Origin of the sequence: Nocardia sp. CA-128927 (genome assembly GCF_050955855.1) — a bacterium.
Taxonomy (GTDB): Bacteria; Actinomycetota; Actinomycetes; order Mycobacteriales; family Mycobacteriaceae; genus Nocardia.
Genome location: NZ_CP192087.1, coordinates 6,562,100 through 6,586,085, shown reverse-complemented (window position 1 = coordinate 6,586,085; position 23,986 = coordinate 6,562,100). Strand labels below are relative to the sequence as shown.

Below are 23,986 nucleotides of genomic sequence, written 5' to 3'. Positions count from 1 at the left end.
CGGTCGCACGGATGGCGAGGACCTTGTCGAGCACGATGTGCTCGATCGGAGTCCCGGCCGGCCAGCCCATTGCGTCGAAAATGCGCTGTGCGGCGATCCTCGCGCGGTCGTTGAGCACCGACAGTGCAATGCCTGCGCTGCTGATTTGTGGAAGGTCGGAAGGGTCTGCTGGCTCCGGCAGATCGAGTGAGCGCTCGTTGGCGCATGGTGAAACTCGCTGCTTCGTCGGTCACGCTAGCCGCGAAGTCGGCAGAGGTGTGGTCGGAAAGGGTGCGACTATCGCGTGGCGTACCTATCGCACGAACCGAGGCCGGGCACAATCACCGATTGTTCCCAGCGTCGAGCCACGCTGTCACCAATCCGGGTCTGGGCGCGCCGGCAAGTGATGACGCGGTCATCGACAGATGTGGTGGTTCCGTCGTGAACTGTAACCAAGTGTCACGAAATGGCAGGTGACATGTTTCCGCAGTGCGGGATTAGCTCTCTGAGCTGGGGTTTTGTCGATGTGGGATGCCGAGCCGATGTCGATCGACTTCGGAGGCGGCGAGTCGATTGTATAAAGTGCGTAGCGGGCGACTGCATTGATAACGGATAGCGCGCGGATCGGAACACCTAGCTGGACAAGGCTCATGCCAGCGCTAGACGTTGCCTGCTCCGCAAGTCCATCGGCCTTTTGGCGGCGCTCACGAGCGGTGTGTTCCGACAGGGGGCTCCCGGGTGCGGGTTCCAGTCCGGATCAGTGCCGAGGTGGCGTCGATTCACAACAACGGTGTATTTCCGCGCGGAATGACTTGTTCCTCTTTGTTAGGAATGCCAGTGCCATTGAAATAGCCGCAACCTAACAGGAGTGTTTTATGCTTGCGCCCGAATGGATGGCTTCCCAATGGTCGGCGAGGGCAAATGCTCTGCTGGACCGTCTGCAGGACCGGATAGATCCTGACGTTAAGGAGGCGTGTGAGTCTATGATTTTCGGGGGGGTCCCTATGGTTTTGTCAACTCGGCCTGGATGGATTGCTTGTCCTGGTAAGCCCGATTTTCAGTGGCGCTGGTACTCCGGGCACAGGTAGGTCTCGGGGACTTCCTCGGTGACCAGATCTGGCAAGTAGTCGTGCTTGGATCGGACTGCAAGGTACTGGGTTTTGGCCTCGCGGTGGCATCTGATGCCTATCAGCCCGCCACCGCCATAGGGTGAGTAGCCGGAGTACAGGCAGGTCCGGCAGCACACCAATCGCACGCCTGCCGGTAATGTGGCCTCGAGGTGCTGCAGGCCGTCGTCGAGCCCGTAGTGAGCTACCGCCTCATATGTCGTGCCGTCCAGCTCCATCGCGAGATGCTGGTTCAGCGGTGCCTGCTTCGGTTCCTTGACGCGTAGGTCGACGGTGAACCGCACAGTCGTGGGGCGACGCTTGCCGTTCACCTCCACCGTGCAGGGCAAGTCCGCCCGGAGCACACACTCATGGAGTTCCTCAGCGTCATTCAACGGCAACACTGTAGCGTGGCCGGGAGCGGCGTCGTCGGGTTCGAGATCGTCGAAATAAAAGCCCCAGACCGGGATTTCGCGAATCACGGTGTGGATCTCGAAGCGACGATTCTTGGGGCCGTACCGCTCGGTGGGTTCGATCCGCCATACGACCGATTCAACACCACGGTCGTCCTCGTAACTGCCGGGAAAGGACTGAGCAGGCATTCTGGGCACCATAGGGTCCATGATGTCACCGGGCTGCGACGATGCAACCCGGAGAAACCATGGGCTGATGGCTCGCACCACTACCGACGCCGCGGCTACCACAGACGCGAGTGCCGTTGCTTCTTTAAGACTTGGCGGCCTCCGGAAGTCGGTAGGGCTCTTTGGTTTTCAGCATGGCGTAGAGGACGTCGCAGCGGCGGCGGGCTAGGCAGATGAGGGCGGCGTTGTGTTTCTTGCCTTCGTCGCGTTTTCGCGTGTAGTAGGCGCGGCCGGCGGGGTCGTGTAGTGCGGCGAACGCGGACAGGAATAGGGCACGTTTGAGTTTGTGGTTGCCGGATCGGGCGGGGTGCTCGCCGCGGATCGAGCTGCCGGATCGGTGGGTGACCGGGGCGATGCCGGCGTAGGAGGCGAGGTGGCCGGCCGCGGCGAAGGCTGAGCCGTCGCCGACTTCGAGCAGGATGCGGGCTCCGGTCCTGACTCCGACGCCGGGCATCGAGGTCAGGACCTTGGCAAGAGGGTGATCATCGAGCATCCTCTCGATATCTTCAGCGACACTCTTGCGTTGCAGCAAAACAGTTTTCAGAGAATCGGCGAGTTTGGGCAGTACGATCTCGGCGGTGTTTGCGCCGGGAACGGTCACCGTCTGCGCGGGCAGCGCGGCCAGGATCTCCTCGACCAGACGTGTGCCCATGCGTGGTGCGTGTTTGGTCGCGATCGTGGTGAGTTTGCGTCTGCCCGCGGCTCTGATTCCTTGCGGCCCACCGCAACGCGACAGGATTTCCAGGACGGCTGGATGCGAGATCCGTGGTCCCAGAACGCGTTCGAGCGCTCCGCCGCGCCGCTGTACGTCCGGTGATCGAGTGGCCAATTATCGGCAGCAGTGATTGGGTTGCGAGCGCTTCAGCATGGCGTCGGCCAGCCAGTCTTGCGACTCAGGCACATGCCGCTGCGCGTGGTGCGCAGATTCGACGTACCCCAGGGTTTCCCCCATGGTTCGGATGAATGATGCTGGGATTCGTTGGGTCACGTCAGGTAGTGTCGGATTGCCATTCTCGCAGGTGGCAGGCCATTTTGAGAACTGTTGAGATGTCTCGCACGACCTTGAACCCCCGTGTGGGGGTCATGGGGTCGAGTCCCGCCAGGCTGGCATACCCCGATGGTCGCGATGCACGGTTGAGGCCTAGGGTCCTACTTCCAGCGATGTCTGCTGGTGAAGTAGGTGTGCGTATTGGTTGTGTCCCCCTCCGGACACGTTTTTGGGGCGAATTCGCCCTAGTGCTGGTGTCAAAGCATCGCTTCGGCACCAGCATTCACGTAATTTCTGTCGATCAGCGGTTCACCTTTGTCGATGAGGGGCCGCGATGACTACACACCCGCTCGCTCCGGTGATCATCGTTGGGCCGGGTGAACTCGATGCGATCGCGGGTGATCGTCTTGCCCACGTTGCCGGGGGAGTGTTGTCATGACGGGCGACTCGGTACATGAGGAAAACCTCGCCGCCGCGGTGTTGCTGTTGAGCCGCCTCGGGCTCACCCCCGCCGATTTACAGGGTGCGGCGGTCACTCGTCCGCCTGCGCCGACGTTTGCGGCTTACATTCCGGTTGTGTGGGCGGCGATGCCTGACGGGCGGACGCGTCGGGAATACCGGTCCACGTGGGACAGGCTTCTCGGGCAGGAAGGATGGGCCGATCGCCGTATAGATGAACCCACGGTGAGTGAGTTGAAGGCACTCGTTGAGCACTTCAAGGCCACACGGCTGATCCGTCGTTCCGATATCGGTGGGCGGGGCACTGTCGGGCAGTCGATCCACGCGTTGCGCTGCCTCTACCGTCACGCAGAGGCGGACGGATTGATCACCGCACTCGACAACCCCGCTGCCAATCTGGTGATACCTCGACGGTTGCCCTCGAACCGGCGAGCGCTGCCCGAACAGTTGCTCGCCGAGATCAACCGGGTCGCCGGCGCCACCGGTAACGATCCCGACCTGGATGTGCTGTTGCTGCGCCTGCACACCGAGACCGCCTGTCGGCGTGGTGGTGCACTCGCGTTGCGTCCCAACGATCTTGACCCTGAGCAGTGTTTGGTGCGGTTGCGCGAGAAGGGCGACACGATGCGTTGGCAACCGGTCTCACCGACATTGATGGCTGCCCTACAAAACCATGCCAGAGAACGTGGCAGCAAGCCTAATACTCCGCTGCTTCGCTTCCATAAGGGAACACCCTTGACGCGTCGCAGGTACGACCATTTGTGGACGCGCCTGGCCAAGCACATACCGGCCGTCGCCACGCACGGCATCAGCACGCACTGGCTGCGTCACACAACACTGACATGGGTGGAACGGAACTTCGGAAAGGCAGTCGCCAAGACGTTCGCCGGCCACACCGACAACAGTGGCGGGGCAACAGACATCTACACCCGCGCACACATCGACGAGGTCGCCGAAGCAGTCGCGACACTCACCGGTGAGCCCCACCCACTCGCCAACCGCAACGGTGATTGGACACGGATCACCCCAGAGTTGGTGCAAATAGAGGAGATCACGTGAAATGTTTCGGAATACGTCGCAATTGCGACCAGATGCGACAAGTGTGATGAAGATCGTGGATCATCGAGCGGCGCTGCATCCAACTCGAATGGGCGATATCCGGCAGGGCAAGAAAAGTCGTCGGTCAGGATTTGAACCTGCGACCACCTGACCCCCAGTCAAGAATTAGTACCCGATAAGGACATTTCACACACGGAACGCTCGATATGCCCGCGCATAAGACGACTATATCCGCTGGTTACGGGCGTAGTGCGCGGAACGGGTGGTCCACGATTGGTCCACAGCGTGCCTTCGGGGTTATCTCTGGTCCACAGTTGGTCCACAGAAAGTGTTCAACGAGGGAACGGCGGAAGGTCGCTCCCGTCCCTGTCGGTGAATCGCCCCGGAGAGTCGGGAGACTTACTGGTGTGAGAACTCGGCGGTTTGCTGAGTTCGTTTGTGACTGTAGTGGAGTGCCTCGAACTCGACCGGTGGGATGTCGCCGCAACGTTCATACAGCCTGCGGTGGTTGAACCAGTCGACCCACTCGAGGGTGGCGACTTCGACCTGGTCGACGGTGCGCCATGGCCCTCTCGGCTTGATCAGTTCGGTCTTGTATAGCCCGTTGATCGTTTCTGCGAGGGCGTTGTCGTAGCTGTCGCCGGTGGTGCCGACCGAGGCGTCGATGCCGGCCTCGACGAGGCGGTCGGTGAAGGCGATCGAGGTGTATTGCGATCCGCGGTCGTTGTGATGGATCAGACCCGAAAGGTCTTTCACGCCTTCGTGTTTGCGGGTCCAGATGGCATGCTCGATCGCGTCGAGGACCAGCGGTGTGGTCATCGTGGTGGATGTCCGCCATCCGAGGATCCGCCGCGAGAACGCGTCGATCACGAATGCCACATACACCCACCCCGACCATGTGGAGACATAGGTAAAGTCCGCTACCCACAACATGTTTGGTGCACGCGGGTCGAATTTGCGGTGCACCAGATCAGCGGCCCGATGAGCGTGGGGATCGGCGATGGTGGTGCGTTTGACTCGCCCGCGTCGCGCGCCTCGCAGGCCGAGTGCACGCATCAACCGTTCGATCGTGCAACGGGCCGCCTCGATGCCCTCACGGCGCAGTTGCAGCCAGACTTTGCGGGCACCGTACACCGAGTAGTTCTCGGCGTGCACGCGGGCGATCTCGCCCTTCAACACCTCATCGGCGACGGCACGTTTGGATGCCGCGCGGTTGCGGACACTGTAGTAGGTGGACGACGCGATCGTGCCGCCGTGCTCGGTGAGCACCCTGCAGATCGGCTCGACGCCGAACTCCTGTTTGTGGTTGTCGATGTAGTCGAGGACTACGTGTTGCGGCGGTCGAGCGACGCCGCGAAAAAAATCGATGCCGATTGCAGAATAGCGTTGGCGCGCTTGAGTTCTCGGTTCTCCGCCCGCAGCCGCCGCAACTCCTCGGCCGCTTCGGTGGTCACACCGGGACGTTGTCCGGTATCGACCTGGCCCTTGCGGATCCAGTTGCGCAGGGTCTCGGCCGACCCGATCCCGAGCTTGCCCGCTACCGACTCGATCGCCGCCCACTCCGAGTTGTACTCGTCGCGGACCTCGGCGACCATCCGTACCGCCCGCTCACGCAACTCCGGGGGATACCTCTTCGGTGCACTTGACATGGACTTCATCCTTCCTCAAGGAATGAAGTCCCCCGACTTGCCGGGGCGATTCAAATCGAGTCCACCCCGACCCGACCCGCGCAGAACTCCACCGTCGACCGCAACAGATCACCCTGCCTCGGCACACGCCCCAACGTCACCCCAACATTCTGCTCGAGACCAGCCCCTCACCGCACGAAAAACACCAGCCACCTAGAGAGGCATTAACCGAGCCATCGACAGATTCAGCAGTCCGAAGACGGCAACAGCTTCGCAACGGAGCACCGATTGCGAGATCGAGTCGGGAGCGACGGATCTGACCGCAGCCACGGTACTGGCCTACCTTCAGGCGGAGGCCCTGGCGTTTGAGGGCGTTGATTTGTAGCCATGCCCATCACCTTCGCCAGCTCGGTGCTCATCGGGGCGCCCTGCAAGGGCAGGTACGCGTGTGTGGCCGCCCGTAAGAGATCGTGTAGCTGCTGCTGCCGCGGCTTCAGCATCCGATACTCATTCAATGAGATCCGCGCGGGCTGGGGGAGGTGGGCTACCGCTGCGCGGGCAGCATTCCGATCGAGTGTGCGCACGGACCCGCCCTAAACTGCGCGCGGTACCGTGAGCCCATGATCGGGGCAGTCGTATTCGATGTCGGTGAAACGCTCGTAGACGAAACTCGCGAGTACGGAACATGGGCGGACTGGCTCGGCGTACCGCGCCACACCTTCGTCTCCGTCTTCGGCGCTGTGATCGCACAAGGCCAGGACTACCGCGAGGCTTTTCAGGTCTTCCAACCTGGATTCGACTTGGCCCAGGAACGCGAAGCGCGCGCGGCGGCTGGCAAGCCCGAGACGTACGGCGAGGAGGACCTCTACCCCGACGTCCGCCCGGCCCTGTCCAAGCTCCGCGAGATGGGAGTCTGGGTCGGGATCGTCGGCAACCAGACCCTGCGCTCTGGCTGCATCCTGCGGAGTCTGGACCTACCCACAGACTTCATTGCCACCTCGGACGATTGGGGTGTCGAGAAGCCGCGGCCGGAGTTCTTCGCGAAGATCGTCGAAGTCGCGCCGTGCAGCGGTGAACAGATCGTCTACGTCGGTGACCGGATCGACAACGACATCGCTCCGGCGAAGGTGGCGGGCATGCGGACCGCCTACATTCAGCGCGGCCCATGGGGATGGATACTGCGCGACAAGCCGGAAGTCACGGAACTGTCCGATTGGCAGATCCGCGACCTCACCGAACTGCCGGGAATCATTGCCGCAGAGAACAACACGTCACGCTAACAGCGACCTGATCGTGGTGTGCCAGTTGTAGAGCTGGTCGTCGAGTTTGCGCATCTGCGGGAGCGAGTCCCATTCGTGCAGGGACTGGCGTACGTCCTTCACGCGGTCCATCGCCGTGGCGTACCAGTGCTCGCCGAGCACGTTCAACGCGCTTTTGAGATGCGTGCACGCCTGCTCCGGATTCCGTTCCAGCACAGCGGCAGCCGCGAGATCGGCGAGGAACACCGCGCGTTGCTTGATCGCGTCGACCGGCAGATCGGCCAGCGCCTGCTCCAAGGTTGCGCGAGCTTCCGCGCCCTTTCCGGCGGCGAGCAACGTATTGCCTTTGAACCCTGCAAGCCTCGTCGCCGAGAACCAGTCCAGCCACGGCGGGCTCGGGTTCTCCTCAGGGTTGTACTCGCTATATGCCTGCTCGGCGTGTTCGAGCAGCTGGAGCGCCCGCCGCGTATCGCCGAGCCGGGTCTCCACCTCGGCCTCGACTGCGTCGAGCCACGCCACCATCTCGGCGCTGGGATTCCCCCGGCGGGCGAACACTCCCGCGCCGTGGATTTTGTCCCGCGCATCCTCGGCCCGCTTCGGGTCGCCAGAGAACGCGGGAGCGAACGCCATGTGTGCCAACGTCGCCGCGCCGAGTAGGTCGTCGTTAGCCTCACCAGCCGCTTGGAGAGCCAGCGTGAACGATGGTTTAGCGAGCTCGGGTTGCTGGAGGTCGAAGAATTCGAGCCTGCCAGCGAGCAGGCTGGACTCCGCGACCGCGCGCGCCATCATCGCTTTCGCCGGACCCGTGAGCTGCGGCAGCAGATCCCATCCGAGACCGGCGTGCTCGGACACCAAGCGCTGCAACCGCGCTGCCGGAACCGACCAATACAACCGCCGGAATGAGGCCGTCGCCGAAGCGAAGTCGGTCGCCACGGCGGGCGGGAGCACCCCGCCCCCGGTACCGCCGTGGCGAGACGCCCACGTCTCGCTATAGCCGCTGCCGTGTGGCCGAACATGTGCCTGCTCACCACCCGACCGTCGCGACGAGGTGAAACCCAGCTGGGAGATCGGCCGATCGAACAGCGTCTCCAGCGCGGTGACATGCTCAGCCTGCGGCCACGGGGGCGCGGGCGACTCCCAGCGACGCACTGTCCTGGCGTTGATCGAGACCCGCAGTCCGATGTCCCGCGCAGCCTTGTTGAGCGCATCAGCTAACGCCGCCTGCGAACGATAGCCGAGCGATTGACGCGCTGAACGGAGCGCATTCTCAGGAGAAGTCATGGTCTCGATTTTAGCCACTTTCAGGCCATAAATGTCCCATAGGGCCACAAAATGGCCGATACATGTCCCTATCAATGACCTTCTTTAGGGCATGATTCAATGAGAACGTAGGAGTTAGCACTCGGTCGACGGTCACGAGCTTGATTGAAGAAGCGACACCCCGGACCTCCCAACCGATCGCGGGACGACGGGGATTCTCTTTCCTCCGACGCCAAGTGCACACCAACACACCTACACGCTCAGGGGTACCGCCCAATGCCCGCCTACCTGCCAGCACTCGTCGTTGCCGCTGCTCTATTCGTGATGGCGGTGATCTGTGATCTCGCCGCCTACCGAGGCGACGAGCCACGTCCGCGTAACGCGGACACCGACGATCCGGCCGTCCGATGACGCGCCCTTCAGATCTCCCGAGCCCCCCTGGCGGCTGGCTCCGCTACTCCGATGGGAGCTGGGCGCCGGTCGACGAATACGGCGTTCCCGAAGAACCGTATTTCCCGGACGTAATGCCCATCGAGGAGGAGGACCGCCTTGCTACCGTCCGCGATCTCCGCTCGGTCCAAACGCGGGGCCATGACCGAGGCCGATAAATGAAACCTCTCCGGCCTCGCACGACACGCAAGGCGACCGTCGAGCGCCACTCCAAAGCGCCCCGCTATCTCGGGTTGACCGCCTTCGCGATCCGCGCCGACGTCGACTTGGCCCGCCTGACCCAATGGCGGCACCACGGTCCCGTCTGGGTGCCCGGCCCCGACGTGCATCTCGGTGAGCGGAAGCTCCCCGGATGGTCGACTGAATGCACCGACCGGTATTGGCCGTGGATGCCGCCCTACCAGCGGCCCGAACCAGTCGCCTACCTCGACACCACCCAGATGTGCACCCGCCTGCGCATGACCTACGAGGTCCTGTGGGCATGCATCGTCGATGACAAAACCTTGCCCGAGCCCACGATCTGGGTGGACGACAACCCCGGCTGGCCCGTGCCCACCCCGCAACCGAGCAAGGAGGACAATGGACGCGCGTCCGAACGACAATGAAGTACGCCGCGACGCTGCCGCTGGCTGGAAACGGATCTCTCGTGAACTCGGCTTCGACCCATCGCCCGCGCCTCCGCTGTTGAGCACTTTCGAGCGACGGCTACTCAAGATGCTAGTCGTGGCTGAGGTCGTCGCGTCGGCGGCCGTGGCGATCATGCGGTACCGCGAAAGGCGCCGCTCATGAGCGGCCTTTACTCACCTGGCGAAGACTACGTGCTCGTCGCTCGCATCCGCGACAACGCCGCCTGCGTCATCCAGTCGTATCTCAAGATCGACGGCGGCAAGATCGACGAAGCCGTCACCGACCTGATGGCGAGATCGACTTGGGGGCTCGCCGGGCGGCCAACAAACATCCGCGCCAGTCGGGCCGGAGATGAAAACAACACCCGTCCAACAACTTTCGGCGGGTTCTTCACAGAAAGACGAACATGGCACAAGGCGCAATGAAGTGGTTCAACGGCGACAAGGTCTTCGGGTTCATGGCCCAAGACGGCGGCGGCTCCGATCTCTTCGTCCACTACTCCGCCATCGGCGCGCAGGGATACCGGACCCTCAACCAGGCTGACCGGGTGGAGTTCGAGTTCGGCCAGGGCCAGAAAGGCCCACAAGCCAACGACGTGCGGGTCCTGTGATGAGAAACCGGATCGTGTTCTGGGCTTCGACGATTGCGACGATAGCGATCGGCGTCACCATCGGTGCGACAGGCCTCGGAGTCGTGTACATCGAAACGTTGCGTATCGGGCTGCTCGGGATGGCCGGGACCGGCCTGGGCGTGGTGGCGGTGTGCAGCTTCTTCGTGATGCGGCGAGACAAACAGCGACAGTAGCGGAACCGAACGCACGAAACGCCCGGCACCGGCAACAGCAAACCCTGGCGGGAAGACAACAAACGTCCCCGGTCTCCTTGCGGACCGGGTGCATTTCGAACAGACGACAAGAAGCGGGAATCAGTGACGACTGAGGATCGACACCCGAACCCCCGAGATTCTGCCTCCCAGTGACCAGTCCCGGTTGAGCGTCAACATCAACATCAACAACGACCCCTAATACTGCAACGACACTCAGTTGAGTAGTTGCTGGTAGTTCTGTTGTGTGGTGTTGGATCGTGTTGTGGCGGAGTTTGATTCGTTGATGAGCAGGATCGGGGCCCGGTTCACGCGGTCTGAGCCGCGTGCTCGGGCGGGTGAATATGTGTCGGGGCTGGTCGCGGGTCTGGAACGCAAGAACGGGTGGACCGTGGCCGAGCATGCCGGGGAGGCAGGCCCACAGGGGATGCAGCGGTTGTTGCGGAAGGCGGACTGGGATGTCGAGGGTGTGCGCGACGACGTGCGTGATTACGTCATCGAACATCTCGGTGATCCGGAGGCGGTGCTGGCAGCCGATGAGACCGGGTTCCTGAAGAAGGGTGTGAAATCGGCTGGGGTGCAACGGCAGTACTCGGGAACGGCCGGACGCACCGAGAACTGCCAGATCGGAGTGTTTCTGGCGTATGCGTCCACGCACGGGCACGCGTTGATCGATCGGGAACTGTATCTGCCCCAGTCGTGGACCGGTGACCGTGACCGCTGCCGGGGCGCGGGCATCCCTGACGAGGTCGAGTTCGCCACCAAACCGCGGCAGGTGATCGCCATGCTGGAGCGGATACTCGCCGCCGGGGTGCCGTTTCGATGGTTCACCGCCGACGAAGCCTACGGCCAGGCTGGTTACCTGCGTGACTGGCTCGAAGAACGTGACGTGTTCTATGTGATGGCCACCCGATGCGATCAGCAGATCACCACCCGCGCCGACCGCAGTGCCCGCGCTGACGCCCTGGTCGCCGAGTTCAAGGCTTCGACGTGGCAGCGGCTCTCGGTCGGTGCCGGCGCGCACGGGCCCCGGGAATTCGACTGGGCGCGCCGCCAGATCGAGGGCACCTGGGCAGGTGGGCGCGGGCACTGGCTGCTGGCGCGGCGCAGCATCAGCAACCCGACCGAGATCGCCTACTACCTCTGCTACGGCCCAGCCTCGGCGCGGCTGGTCGATCTGGCCTTCACGGCCGGGTCTCGCTGGCACATCGAGGAAGCGTTCCAACAAGCCAAGGGCGAGGCCGGACTCGACCACTACCAGGTCCGATCCTGGCGGGCCTGGTACGCCCACATCACCCTGTCGATGCTCGCCCTGGCCTGGCTGGCCGCGTCCAAAGCCATTGCCGCAAAGGGGACTCGTCGACCACGACGAAGGCATGATCGCGCTGACACTACCGGAGATCCGCCGACTACTCGTCGCACTCGTCCTCACCCGCCACCATGACACCGATCACACCTGGGCCTGGTCGAGATGGCGACGCCGCCGCCAATACCAAGCCCGCCTCTCCCACTACCGACGCCGCGGACACCCCCTCAACTGAGTGTCGTTGCAGTACTAAGCCATCCTCCGCGTCTACACGGACATCGAGAAAGCCTCGGTCGCCGAAGCGGTACGACGGTTGATCGCTTACGGCGAAATCGTGTGGGAAGCACGCCTGACGGGAAACGGGTCGTCCTCGAAGGCGGAAGGGTCAAGCGCCGCGTCGTCCTGCTGACGGGCAACCTGGCCCCAGGCATGACAAACGTCCCCACCCCATCAGCAGGGTTGAGGGCAGCGAGGTCAGGAGTATTCGATGGCCGGTGGTGACGGATTGAGCAGGATGCTGGAGGCCGCGCTGGGCCTGGTGCCAGTGCAACACGCACTCGACCCCGACCTGCCGTCTACCCGGCTAGTTGTGCTGTCCGCGGTGTGTGCTGAATCGGTGAAACATGTTGGACAAGAACAGGGGACTGCTGCATGGATAGCATCTACGCACTGGTCTTGGTTCGCGAGCCAGCCGACCGTGATGCACGCCGACTCGAACGATCGAGCGGCCTGTGGAGAGCGCCATGAAACCGCTGCCAGCCAAGAACGTCGTACTGGCCGCTTGCCGCGGAATAGTCCACGAAGATGATCTGGTGCTGCGCGCAGCCTGGGAGCTCACCAACCTGCACGATCGAAGGTTGACGGTCGACGCAGTTGATCTGGTCGGCGGCACGGTGGAGATTATCCTTGAACTTCAGCACCTTCGGGGCACGTGCTCCGCGATACGGCGATTGCTCGAATTGTTCCCACAGTGCGAGCCAGTCGACCTGGGTGTCGCGGCGGATCGCGGGCGAACACGCTGCCAGCCACAGGTACACATCGACGGTCAGCAGAGAGCCCCACGGGTGCGTCACTACCCGCCAGTCGATCGGTACCGCGTCGGCGACGATGTCTTCGAAGAATTCGTCGGAAATCCGAATCCTGTTGTACGGCATTTCCTCCGGAGCCGACTCTGGATTCTTGAGACTGTATTCATACTCAGACACCATCGTGAGCTGGCGTTCGCCGGCGTGCCGCGCGTTGCGGTCTTCGATGACGACGCAGGTCTCGAAGAGCAACTCAATTTGCTCGAGCAGCGCCGCAGCGGTTCCATGCGGACCACCGGTGATAGCGAGACCGGTGGTGGTGAAGAAGCCGGTGTCCGGGTCGTTGGGGTACAACTCGGCGTCCTTGGTACGGATCACCTCGCTGCATATCCAGATCAGTACCTGGCGTGCCATCAAACCGTGAGGCAGACGCAGGCGCCTCGCGTCGTCGATCCCACCGTGGATGCTGGTGCCGGGGTACATGAACACTGAGAAGCCACCATTGCGTCGAGAGGCAGTTTCGCCGGGCTCGGGGGTTCGGCGCCACCATCCGATATCGGTGAGCAACCGCGGGGCGTACGCCGCAAAAGGCGCGGCGGCCACCGGCGCGTGGTGCTGTTCGAGGCGGCGCAGCGCGGTGGTGTAGTTGATTCCTTCCGCGGTCGCGATAGCCCGCGCGTGGGACCGGCGGCCGCAAGAGTTCTTGGACATGGCCGACTTCTGTTCCGGCGCATGCGCCCACGCCACAACGCCTGTCAGTCGACGATATGGGGTTGTGTCCGCGCAGGTCCAAGCGGAGCCCTGGTCGACGGTGTTACTTTGCTCCCAGCGTGGGCCGGAATGACAGCAACGATGAGCGGGCGCGGGCCGACTCGGCAGAGACCGTAGCGCACCATCACTGCCGGACAGGAATCTCCGTCGGCGTGTCTGCCGAGCGTCGCCTACAAGCTGGTCGAGCCCAGCATCCGAGTACACACAGTTGGCCGAGATCGAGTGGCCGAGCAGTTCAGTGGTGCCGCTGTTCATCGTCCCCGCAAGAGCGCGTCCTCGAGCCTATCGACGAGTCGGATTCGGAGCTCACCGCTTTTGCTGGACCAGACAGCCAACGAGACGAGCCCGCCACTCACAACGCACTACGTGCTGACTACGGAGTAGGCCACCGAAGAACGACACGCACACGCCGGTCGCCGCGAGAGGTCGTTGGGCTCGCGTTCGGAGCGGCGAAGCCTCGGTGGGCCACCCGAGGTGCTCAGCGTTGGAAAGCGTTCCTGGGGTGTCTATATCGGGGCGAGGAGATCGTCCGCCGAAGGTTCCAACGTTGCCCTCGGGGGACGCTGATCGATTACTGGCGATCCCCTGTAGTGATCCATCTCACAGCCTGAGCTTCGATAGGCTCGACCTTCATGCCTGATCCGAATGGCGCGTGCCCGGTTGCCGTGCCACTTGATGGGATGTCGCCGACGAAGGCAGACCATCGACAAATGCGTGAAACATGGTGTTGTACGGCATATTACGTGCATCACACGGTTGTGAATAGCTCACCGCTGTCGAGCGTGCACATAAGGAAACGCTGAGGAGAAGCTGTGAGAAGTCTGAGCGCGCGACCGTTCAGCCTCGGTTAGCGTCGAGGGTTGCGCCACTAGCGGGCTGATGCGCTGGCTTGTTGCCATGGCAGGCATTACGTCAGATGGCCAGCAGTGCAACTGGTTTCGTCGACAGAGGACTTCGGCTGCAGGGGTGTCTCAGCTGGCCAGGTAGGCCGGGTTCGGCCTCGTGCATGCCGTGTTCGGAAAGAGTCGGCCCGCTCGTGGCTCGCCGCCCACCGCACTCAACGTGTATGACATTCCAGGCGGCACAAGTTTGCGTCGATGTCGTTCGCGGCCAGCAAGTTTGGCCGGTTGGGAGTCATGGAGGGCATGGCTGCACATGACGCGAACCTGCCGAAAATGACTGGCGGGAAGGCGGTATCGGCACCGAATCTACTAACGGATGAGCGGACGGAGCGATCGGTGGAGCGGGATGCCTTGTCGGCTAAGTGATTTCGACTACGCGCTGCTTTGTGTGCAGGGTGGTGCGCCATCATAAGGATTCGAAACATTCTGGGCGGCTTGACTGTTCAGAAACTTCGATGCGGTGCAGTTGGCGAGTAAAGCTCTCAAACTACTTGTCCTGGAAAGACGTTGAATAAACTACCGTCCAGATGCTCCTACCGGGCTGGCGCGGCGAGAGGAAAAGTGTGACTCGTTTCACAAACTGAGTGCATCGTGCGCAACCAGTCCGCCTTGACGCGCTTTGTCGCGTTGTTACGCTTTCGCCCGATTTGGGGATGGCCCATCAAGGGGATGGGCTCAGGTGTTGTGGAGTGTGATGAGGTTTCGCCGTCAGGGCGACGCGTTGGTGCGTCGGTCCCCTGCTAGTTGGTATCGCTGGAAAGTGGCTTCGTGGGCGGCTGCGTTGGTTGCCACGCGGGTGCAGGTCGTGACCCGGTCCGGCGGATTGGTGCCACCGCGCACTCGATGGGGCGGAGAGGTTCGCCGGGGCGCTATTGAGCGCGAGATGGCAGCGAGCGCCGATCGAGCTGTGCGCCAGCTGGCCGCGTGACCTCCGTGGCGCCAGACTCCGCGCTCCGCAGCCGGGTTCGTCGCGGTGATTACCCCGGTGCTCGGTCTCGGAGCGACTCCGTGCGGGCGTGTGTCCGGCGCTCCAGAATTCGGCTCCCCAGTTGTGGTGGCTGAATACTCCCCATTTGGTTCCGCTGTACCGTCTCCCGTGTGGCTGGCTGATGTTTCAATATCGGTCGCTATCAAGACATTAGGCGCTGGCGGAGGGGGATCGGGGATGTCGTCCTAAAGTGAATGCTTCCAACGAGTTGTGTGGCCTCTACGTATATCCGTGCGTCGTCCGCGCCGCCTGATCATTTTGTTGGAGTCCGACGGACTGTCCAGTAGATTCGATACTTTCGCTCTTTGAAAGCCATTGTTCGATGCGGTGGTCGGCGGGGGTCGCGGTATCGAACTCACCTGAATGCCAGTTGACTTGGCTCGTCGACTGCAAGCTAGTCGTAGCGCCGGTTCTCAAAACATGTTATCGCAGCCCTGCGCTGCAGAATCGGCTCTGGATAGTAATTCAGAGGCGAATCTCCAACGTGCTTGCTGTCGTCTGGCTTCCGACGTATTCGATTGCAGTATCGCTACTTCCACGCAAATCTGCGTGTGACGCGGCAGTTTGTTCTGTCTGATTTAGTACGCCCGTCGATGGGCTTGGGGAATTTGGAGTGTGATGAGGTTTCGCCATCAGGGCGACGCGTTCGCGCGTTGGCTCCCTGCAGGTTGGTATCGATTGAAAGTCGTTTCATGGTCGGCCGTGTTGGTCGCCGCGATGATCGCGACATTGGTGCAAGTGGTTGTCTCTCCCGAGGCCGCTGCGGCGCCAAAAGGAAAGAACCCGCGCGATGTTCCGCTGATGCTGTCGAAGGCAGTAGCAAAGCCATCCCTAACAAATAAGCAGTCCGCGCCGGAGGCGGATTTCACGCCATTGCTCGCAGGCAGTACCGCCGCCGCCGCTCCGGCGAAGGGCGGTTTCGATCCGAAGACCTCGAAAGAGTCGGCGCGTACAGAGGATTCGGTCGAGTTCACCAACGCGAACGGCACCAAGACGATGGTGCTGTCGCAGGTGCCGGTCAGTGTCCGCAATAGCAAGGGCGGTTGGGATCCGATCGATACCCGGCTGGTGGAGCAGAAGGATTCCAAACGTGTTACCGCGGCACGGACCGGTGTCGGGATCGACCTCGCCGAGTTCGCCAACGATCCGAATCTGTTCCGGGTCAACCAGAACGGCACACCGGTCACCCTAGAGTTGAAGGGTGCAGGCAAAGCTGGCCGCAAGGTCACCGGCTCGACCGCGACCTATGCCAACGCCCTGCCCAACACCGACGTCACCTACGACGTGACCGCAGACGCGATCAAAGAATCGATCATCTTGAAGTCCGCTTCTGCTGTGGGCGAAGGACGTTGGGTGTTCAAGCTGAACACCGGCGCGCTGACCCCGAAGGTCGACGGCAAGACCGTCAGGATCAGCGACAAAGCTGGCAAGGTCGTCGCCGCGCTACCCTCGATCGAGGTCTGGGATTCCGCGGGTAACGACAAGGACAAGAGGCCCTCCGCGCGTACCGATGGCAACTACACCCTGGCCCGTGACGGTGAGGCATGGCAGCTCACAGTGGCTGTGGATACAAAGTGGTTGAAAGACTCTGCCCGCAAGTTCCCGGTCGTGGTCGATCCGACCTACACCTTCGGATTCGGTCAGCAAGCCGAATCGATCGCCTACCAGCAAGGTGCCGCGCCGTGCACACAGAACTGCGGCATCCGGACCGGCAACGCGCGCGACTGGCTTGGCCAGAACGTGTTGTGGCGCTCGGCGATCCGCTACGACCTCGCACCACTGGCAGGCAAGACCGTGACCGGTGCGCGCCTGGATCTGAAGCTGGCGGCCACGCCGGTAGAAATGAAGCCCGCATCACAACTGACGCTGTTTCAAGCCACCACACCGCTTGGCTTCGGCGCGCTCGGCCCGGAGTTGGCTTCGGCCAGTATCGCTGAATCCGGCTCCCTCACTGCGCCCGCGCTGAGCACTTACCTCGGCGAGCGTGTCAAAGCTCCCGACAAGAACACCTGGTTCATGCTCGGCGGCGCCGAAACCGCCAATACTTACACCTACAAACAACTACAGGCCGCGCTGATCGTCGACTACAGCGACGGCGGCACCAACCCCACGGACCCGACGAACCCGACTGATCCGACCAACCCCACTCCGGGGCCGCAGGTGAACTTGGTTGCCCCGGTCGAGGATTCGGTGATCGCAACCGACATGCCGATCTTGGAGGTCAGCCCGGCCGGGTCCGGGGTCAAGTACTGCTTCAAGATTTCCACCGGCTTCGACGGCCGCTCCGGCAGCGTGGTCGACTCCGGCTGCCTGAGCGTGCCGAAGTGGACCGTGCCTGAGCATGTGCTGCGCGACGGTGCCCGCTACAGCTGGATCGTAGCGACGGTGGCATCCGGTGCAACGACGCCGACGCCGTCGAAGTGGGTTGGCCACTTCACCGTTGACAAGCGCATCGGTAATGCCGGGCCCGCGCCGACCGAGCAGGTGGGGCCGGTCACGGTCAACTTGTTCAACGGCAACGCCAAAACCGAGGCTGCAGGCCCGGTGTTCGAGGCGCTCGGTGGTTCTGCGGGTGTGACTTTCGCGTACAACTCGCGCCAGGGCGGGGAGGGCAATGGTGTGCGGGCGTCGTATTTCAACGATGCCGATCACAACGGTGCCGCCGATGAGACGCCGGTGATGGTACGTAACGAGGCTCAGGTGAATCTGGACTGGGGCAATGTCTGGTCCAACGTGCCGGAAAACTCTCCCTTCAGGGAAGATCCGATGCCGGCCGCGCTGGACAAGCAGTGGTTCGTTGTGCGCTGGGAAGGCTACTTCCGGGCGCCGGTGACCGGTGACTTCAGCTTCGCGGGCTCCCACGCCGACGGCGCGAAGATCTGGATCGACAACAACCTCGCCTACGACAACCCGAACCCTTCCGCTGTCAGCACCGACTTCTCCAAGGCCACCGCCAAGAAGAACACCGACGTCTCGTTGACCGCCGGGCAGCGGGTGCCCATCAAGGTGGAGTTGTATCACCGTACGACGAGCAGGCCGCAGACAGTGTTGTGGGCCAAGAGCACTACTGGCGCCGGTACATCGCGCACCCACAACTGGAACCCTCAGATCGTCAAGACTGAATCGCTGTTCGCCCAGGACCCGTCGCCGTTGCCGGGCGGATGGACACTCGGGTTGATGGGCAGCGAGTACGTCGATGCAGAGATGCTCGACGGGTCGGTCGTGCTGACCGACACCGCAGGCGGCAAGCACGGCTGGGCCAAGGCCTCGGCCGGCGGCTACACCCCGCCCAAAGATGAGGACGGTGTTCTCGCTGTCGACGCCGGTGGCCGGATCTCGGTCACCAAGAACGGTGTGGTGTCGGTTTTCAACGTTGACGGCACTTTGGCTGCGGTGTCGAAGGTGTCCGACAGCAAGAAACCCGCCTCGTTGCAGTATCTCTACAGCGGTGCCCCGGCACGGCTGACTCAGATCAAGGATCCGGTATCGGGCAGGGCGCACACGCTCTACTACAACACCGACAACAGCAACAACTGCTATGGCGGAGTCTCGTTGCCGCCGGGTACGTACTCGGCGCCGGCCCAGAAGCTGTGCCGCATCAAATACTGGGACGGCACCGAAACCCGACTCTGGTACATCGTCGGCGCGCTCGGCCGCATCGAGAACCCCGGCGCCGAAATCCGGGACTACGGGCCTATCTGAACCTGATCAACGCCAAACGCGATTACGACGAGGCAGGTAACAACACCGAGAAAAAGCAGAAGGCCATGGACGCTGTCGGGGCACTCAACGAGGTGCGCGACAGTCTGGCCGTCGACTGGCGAGCTCGGCAGGGGTCGTTCAATGACAACACCGAACGCACCCTGATCGAGTACGACACCCTCTACGATGACGTCACCGCTGCACGACCACCAGTACTAAAAGCCATCAAGGTCACCGCACCGGCGGCAGACGGCCGTAGTCTCGGTGGCAGGTTGACGCACGGATATCGATACGACCCGCCCAGCCACAAGGCGTACATCGACATCGCCGGTATCAACAAAGTGCCGGTGCACACGATGACCTGGGATGACGCCGGGCGCATGCTCACCTCGACTGATGCAGCAGGGGACACCCTCCGTGCCGAATGGAACCCAAAAGACAAGCCGACAGCCCGTATCGGCACGACCGGCCGCCGTACGACGTTGGTCTATGACCACGCGGACCGGTTGATCGACGAATATGGTCCGGCGCCGTCCGACTGTTTCGACGGGCAGTTGCCGAAGCCTGAGTGTGCGGAGACAGTGTCGCATGTCCACAAGAGCTATGACGAGGGCATGGCCGGGTTGGAGACCGCTTTCTACGACAACCCATTCCTGGCGGGTGTCCCGAAGGAGTGGGCTACCGGTGCCGGAACTTCGGACGGCAGCCTGAAACGTAGCTGGGGCTCGACGCCGCCGGTCGCGAACAGCGGCGGTTGGTCCGGTCGGTTCATCGGCGAAATGAAATTCCCCGGCACCGGTGAATACAAACTCGGGTTCACCGTTGTCGACGGTGTCCGGTTGTGGATCGACGAGACGTTGATCGTGGACAGTTGGACCGACAAAGCCGCTACGGACGTGAGCGGGACCTACCCCAGCGCTGTAGCGGGTAGCTGGCATCGCGTCCGGGTCGACTACTACAACCGCAGCGGCACCAGCGGTCTGCTCGACTTCACCTGGACACCACCAAGTTCGGCCACCGCGACTGTTCCAGGGCAGAACCTGGCACCCCGGTACGGACTCGAAACCAACCTGGTCACCGAAAACACCTCCGGCGGCGACGTCGAACGCGCACCGTCGAAGACGATCACGACCAGATACTCGGACCCGACCAACGGGATAGACCCCGTCTTCGGGTTGGCGGTATCCAAGACAGGCGACCCGGGCGGCCTCAATCTCACTAGCCGCTCTGTGTTCGAACAGCCAGGTCAAGGGTTCCTGCGCCAACTGGCCGCAGCATTGCCTGCTGGAGATCTCACCAATCCCGACAAACGGGGCACCTCAACCTACTACGGGGACAACGAAACCCGCGTGAACCCGTGCGAGGCGAACTCCGCCGCGGTCAGCCAGGGGGGACGGGTCAAAACCGTCCGCGGAGCAAAGAACGCGGATGGGGCGGCCATCGTCGGCGAGACGGTGTACAACCTCACGGGACGTATCGTCGCCATGCGCACCAACAATGAGCCGTGGTCATGTCGGAGCTACGACACCCGTGGCCGACTCGCCAAGACTGCATACCCGGCGATGGGCGACCAGCCATCCCGTACCAGCACCTATGACTATGCCGTCGGTGGTGACCCGCTGAAGCTCAAGGTCAGCGATGACAGCGGATCGACCACCAAAGTGGTCGACCTGCTCGGCCGGACGGTGTCATATACCGACGCAAGTGGGGTTACCACCAGCACCGGATACGACGCAGTCGGGCGCAAAGCCACTGAGACCAGCACGATCAAGGGAGCTTCCTCCGCTCTGAAGTACTTCTGGGACGATGCGTCGCGTCTGACCCGGCTGGACTTAGACGGGACGACTGTCGCCACCCCCGGTTACAAACTAGGAATCCTGCAAAACGTCGCCTACGGCAACCGATCCAACCTCGATATCACTCACAACAACGCCGGCTCGACGGCAGCCCTCACCTGGAAGGTGCCCGGTTCGGCGGTCACCAGCGCAGTGACCCGCTCTCGCGATCAACGCATCACCGACGAGACCATCACCGACACCGCTACTGGCGGTACCAATTACAACAACGCCTACAGCTACGACGGGATCGGCCGTCTCGTCAGGGCAACCGTGCCTCACCATCAGCTCAGCTACTCATATGACGGTGACAACGGCTGCGGACCGAACAAGAAAGCGGGGCTGAACACCAACCGCACCGCCTTCACCGACAACCTCAACGGTGCCCCGGCAGTCACCACCAACTACTGCTACGACGACGCAGACCGGTTGTTGTCCACCAACGGCGCCACCAGTCTCTCGTTCACCTACGACAGCTACGGCAACGCGACAAAGGTCGGCACCGACACCCTCGGCTACGACTCCACTCGCAGGCACATAACCACCAAAACCGCCGCCGGACGCACAGTCACCTACACCCGTGACGTCACCGACCGCCTCACGGCACGTTCGGTGCAGGAAAACTCGAACCCGGCACAGGTGACCCGTTACGGCTTCACCTCCGACTCCGGCGGCCCCGACTTCGTCCTCGACGGACCTGGGAACCTTCGGCAACGGGTACTGAAACTGCCCGGCGGTGCCGTGCTGACCAAGAATTACGCACAGAGCACCAGCAACTGGTCCTACCCCAATATTCATGGCGACATCCTGTTCACTGCCGACGGCGCCGCCGCCCGCACCGGATCGATCCATCTGTTCGAGCCCTACGGCCAGAACATCGACCCGGCCACCGGTGCCTTCGCCGACATCCCGATTCCGGCCACCGCCGAAGGCGGAATGGACTTCGGATGGCTCGGTCAGCACACCGTCCCCATCGAACACGTCGGCAGCCAGCAAGCCCTCGAGATGGGAGCTCGCACCTACCTACCGATCCTTGGCCGGTTCCTGCAAACCGACCCCGTCCCCGGGGGATCAGCCAACAACTACGACTACGTCAACGGCGACCCGATCAACTCCCTGGATCTCACCGGCAACTGCCCGGTGTGTGTGGTTATTCCCCTTGCTATCGGCGTTTACGCCGGGATCTACCTCCATGAACATCCGATCGATCCGCCCAATATCAACATCTTCCCGAGTGACGACAAACCATCCTCAGCGACAACACCTGCACCTGCATCTGCTCCGCCGACAACGGCAGCTCAGCCTGGAGCGGTGCCAGCCCCTCCACCAGCGCCTGGAGCACCTCCGGCCTCACAGGACACAACTCACTCCCAAATTCAAGCAGGTGCACGCGGTCTCAGTGCCTCTGACACAATAGCGAACGCACAACGGGTCCTCTACGACGAAAACGGCAACCAGGTATACGTGTGGGATCAAGGTAATGGCACCAGCCACGTCACGATCAGAAACCCTGGTAGCGGCAATATCATTACCAATCAAGAAAGCAATAATGACTGGATTGAACGCCAAATCGAGAAGGAGCGATGGTATGGCCTTAACTGACGATATATTAGAAACTTTCTCATGCGCGTTCTGCGGAAAGGTAATAGTATCGACGAGCCCGGAATTCAGGATCGTCGACGTTACCGATCCGGCATCGGGCGCTGTTCAGCAGCTGTTCGCTCATAGATCGTGTCTGATATCAAAATTGCATCCGTCGATACCACTCGGCCAAGCTCTGGAGGGGTAACTGCTGAGACGCGCCCGACGAGCCGGGTGCGGTCAGTGCAAGCAATCCATAAGCCGAAGGACTGTTTGTGGAGTTGGCCGCCCCGGGGAATGGTTAGAAGAAGGCGCTGAAGGCATATATCGGCATCCCGAGAGGCCCGAGACCTTCACCTTAAGCGGCGCGGATTGCGCGTGAGTCGCACAGCGAGTGCTCGCGGCCGATGGCGACAATGGTCAGTCGAAATCGGGCGCGAAGCAACCGTTTTGGTCCACGCGGTGGCTTGCACGATGCTGGATGTGCACGAGGTCGCGGTCATCGGCGGTAACGATGCCACGGCGCGCGTGTGGGAACTCGCGTCTGGCGAGGAACTCAGGGTGTTGAATCACAGCCACACCGTGCTGGCCTTAGCCTGCACAACAATGAAAGACCGGCCGGTCGCAGTCACCGGTTGCGAGGACGGATCGATACGGGTGTGGGACCTGGCGACCGGCCGACAATTGCTGTGCGGCGGAGGCAGTCCCGGCACAGGCGCGGTCCGCGCGATAGCGTGCACTGCGGTAGGTGGTCGGTCAATCACGGTCGTATGCGGCGACTAGCCCTCTGTACAGGTTTACGACCTCATTACTGGTGATCCGGTGGCCGTGCTAGAGGGACACACTGCTTCAGTGCTGGCGGTGGCGTGCGCCGTGGTGGACGGTCGCCCGGCCGCGGTCACCGGCGGCATGGACCGAACCGTGCGGATGTGGGACCTCACCTCTGCCGAACTCATAGGTATGCCACGACAATTGCTGAACGCGTGGATGTGCGAACTCGGCTGGGGTGCGGGTGATCCGCATGGTCGAGCTGTTGCGCAGGGATCCGGCGGAACTCCGCCTCGGCGGACTCGGCCGCATCCAATTCTGTCAGGCGGATACCGGTCCGCAGCCGAGCGATTGTGTGGTCGGTTCGGTCGCCAGTGGTCGAGATGAAGGCGGTGAGCAGGTCGAGGCATTCTTGGGCGTTAGTCGCCGGGTGGGGGTCGAAAGCAGGGGTGGCGGACAATCCAACTCCGATCAGCGCTTTGCTATCAGGAATGGTTCAGATCGTGCGGTGTGCTCCGCCTCCGGCGTTCGGTCCGAGAAGTACGTGATGCGGAGTGCGGCCCTCCCACAGGCCAGGGTTGATCGCGAAGACCGTGCAGCGCAGAGTGTGCTGTGACCCCACGCTGCCGCACGGGTCGAGCATCAGCCTGCGGTCGATCACCGGGACGTGGCCGTCAAGGATGGCGACGTCGTTGAGTTCAACGGTCTCGCTGATATCGGAATTCGGCACTTCATAGTGCAGCGCCGAGAGCGAGACCATCTGGTAGTCGGTGGCGAAGTTAGGGCGGTGGTCGACAACTAACCTCGATCTTTCGCCGGGTTGATGTGCT

The 23,986-nt window shown here is 62.4% G+C and carries 16 protein-coding genes and 2 pseudogenes; 12 read left to right on the top strand and 6 right to left on the bottom strand.

Annotated features, from left to right (window positions below):
* Positions 1 to 1,036: 1,036 nt before the first annotated feature.
* Both ACQPW1_RS30395 and ACQPW1_RS30390 read right to left on the bottom strand, forming a co-directional pair.
* Complete coding sequence (locus tag ACQPW1_RS30395) at positions 1,037 to 1,687, bottom strand: DUF6304 family protein (RefSeq protein ID WP_433655200.1); 651 nt, start codon at positions 1,685 to 1,687, stop codon at positions 1,037 to 1,039.
* A gap of 124 nt (positions 1,688 to 1,811) precedes the next feature.
* Positions 1,812 to 2,516: pseudogene (locus tag ACQPW1_RS30390) on the bottom strand (transposase); the annotation flags it as partial.
* Between the two features lie 633 nt (positions 2,517 to 3,149).
* Here ACQPW1_RS30390 and ACQPW1_RS30385 point away from each other — a divergent pair.
* On the top strand, positions 3,150 to 4,232 hold the full coding sequence (locus ACQPW1_RS30385; RefSeq protein WP_433655199.1) for a tyrosine-type recombinase/integrase: 1,083 nt from the start codon (positions 3,150 to 3,152) through the stop codon (positions 4,230 to 4,232).
* Positions 4,233 to 4,631: 399 nt separating this feature from the next.
* Here ACQPW1_RS30385 and ACQPW1_RS30380 read toward each other — a convergent pair.
* Positions 4,632 to 5,881, bottom strand: a protein-coding gene (locus ACQPW1_RS30380; protein ID WP_433655198.1) for an IS3 family transposase whose coding sequence is annotated in 2 segments (ribosomal slippage) — positions 4,632 to 5,596 and positions 5,596 to 5,881 — 1,251 coding nt in all. Because the reading frame shifts where the segments join, the coding sequence is not laid out codon by codon here.
* Positions 5,882 to 6,480: 599 nt separating this feature from the next.
* Between ACQPW1_RS30380 and ACQPW1_RS30375 the strand changes: the two genes are divergently transcribed.
* On the top strand, positions 6,481 to 7,140 hold the full coding sequence (locus ACQPW1_RS30375) for an HAD family hydrolase (RefSeq protein ID WP_433655197.1): 660 nt from the start codon (positions 6,481 to 6,483) through the stop codon (positions 7,138 to 7,140).
* Here ACQPW1_RS30375 and ACQPW1_RS30370 read toward each other — a convergent pair.
* Positions 7,132 to 8,400, bottom strand: a complete 1,269-nt coding sequence (locus tag ACQPW1_RS30370) for a hypothetical protein (protein WP_433655196.1) — start codon at positions 8,398 to 8,400, stop codon at positions 7,132 to 7,134. The genes ACQPW1_RS30375 and ACQPW1_RS30370 overlap by 9 nt on opposite strands.
* A gap of 255 nt (positions 8,401 to 8,655) precedes the next feature.
* Here ACQPW1_RS30370 and ACQPW1_RS30365 point away from each other — a divergent pair, with 255 nt between their 5' ends.
* The 6 genes and pseudogenes from ACQPW1_RS30365 to ACQPW1_RS30340 all read left to right on the top strand — a co-directional run.
* Entirely contained in the window at positions 8,656 to 8,790 is a 135-nt protein-coding gene (locus ACQPW1_RS30365; protein WP_433655195.1) for a hypothetical protein, read from the top strand.
* 197 nt (positions 8,791 to 8,987) lie between these two features.
* Entirely contained in the window at positions 8,988 to 9,434 is a 447-nt protein-coding gene (locus tag ACQPW1_RS30360; RefSeq protein WP_433655194.1) for a hypothetical protein, read from the top strand.
* A 180-nt stretch (positions 9,435 to 9,614) separates the two neighbouring features.
* The gene (locus ACQPW1_RS30355; RefSeq protein WP_433655193.1) at positions 9,615 to 9,881 is read left to right on the top strand and encodes a hypothetical protein; all 267 of its coding nucleotides are present in this window, start codon (positions 9,615 to 9,617) and stop codon (positions 9,879 to 9,881) included.
* The gene (locus tag ACQPW1_RS30350; RefSeq protein WP_433655192.1) at positions 9,863 to 10,066 is read left to right on the top strand and encodes a cold-shock protein; all 204 of its coding nucleotides are present in this window, start codon (positions 9,863 to 9,865) and stop codon (positions 10,064 to 10,066) included. The genes ACQPW1_RS30355 and ACQPW1_RS30350 overlap by 19 nt, the downstream gene beginning before the upstream one ends.
* Positions 10,066 to 10,260, top strand: coding sequence for a hypothetical protein (locus tag ACQPW1_RS30345; RefSeq protein WP_433655191.1), 195 nt, complete (start codon positions 10,066 to 10,068; stop codon positions 10,258 to 10,260). Before ACQPW1_RS30350 ends, ACQPW1_RS30345 begins: the two co-directional genes overlap by 1 nt.
* A gap of 265 nt (positions 10,261 to 10,525) precedes the next feature.
* A pseudogene (locus ACQPW1_RS30340) lies at positions 10,526 to 11,644 on the top strand (IS701 family transposase); the annotation flags it as partial.
* 602 nt (positions 11,645 to 12,246) lie between these two features.
* Here the strand turns inward: ACQPW1_RS30340 and ACQPW1_RS30335 are convergent.
* Positions 12,247 to 13,320: a replication protein RepA gene (locus ACQPW1_RS30335; protein ID WP_433655190.1), complete on the bottom strand. Its 1,074-nt coding sequence runs from the start codon at positions 13,318 to 13,320 to the stop codon at positions 12,247 to 12,249.
* Positions 13,321 to 15,948: 2,628 nt separating this feature from the next.
* Between ACQPW1_RS30335 and ACQPW1_RS30330 the strand changes: the two genes are divergently transcribed.
* From ACQPW1_RS30330 to ACQPW1_RS30315, 4 genes are all read left to right on the top strand, one after another.
* Positions 15,949 to 18,972, top strand: a complete 3,024-nt coding sequence (locus ACQPW1_RS30330) for a PA14 domain-containing protein (protein ID WP_433655189.1) — start codon at positions 15,949 to 15,951, stop codon at positions 18,970 to 18,972.
* Between the two features lie 65 nt (positions 18,973 to 19,037).
* On the top strand, positions 19,038 to 22,409 hold the full coding sequence (locus tag ACQPW1_RS30325) for a PA14 domain-containing protein (RefSeq protein WP_433655188.1): 3,372 nt from the start codon (positions 19,038 to 19,040) through the stop codon (positions 22,407 to 22,409).
* 453 nt (positions 22,410 to 22,862) lie between these two features.
* Positions 22,863 to 23,171 carry a WD40 repeat domain-containing protein gene (locus ACQPW1_RS30320; protein ID WP_433655187.1) on the top strand — a complete coding sequence of 103 codons (309 nt, stop codon included), beginning with the start codon at positions 22,863 to 22,865 and terminating at the stop codon, positions 23,169 to 23,171.
* 39 nt (positions 23,172 to 23,210) lie between these two features.
* Positions 23,211 to 23,543 (top strand): hypothetical protein, encoded by a 333-nt coding sequence (locus ACQPW1_RS30315; RefSeq protein ID WP_433655186.1) that lies wholly within the window; start codon positions 23,211 to 23,213, stop codon positions 23,541 to 23,543.
* A gap of 109 nt (positions 23,544 to 23,652) precedes the next feature.
* Here ACQPW1_RS30315 and ACQPW1_RS30310 read toward each other — a convergent pair whose 3' ends face one another.
* Positions 23,653 to 23,916: a hypothetical protein gene (locus ACQPW1_RS30310; RefSeq protein WP_433655185.1), complete on the bottom strand. Its 264-nt coding sequence runs from the start codon at positions 23,914 to 23,916 to the stop codon at positions 23,653 to 23,655.
* Positions 23,917 to 23,986 lie beyond the last annotated feature (70 nt).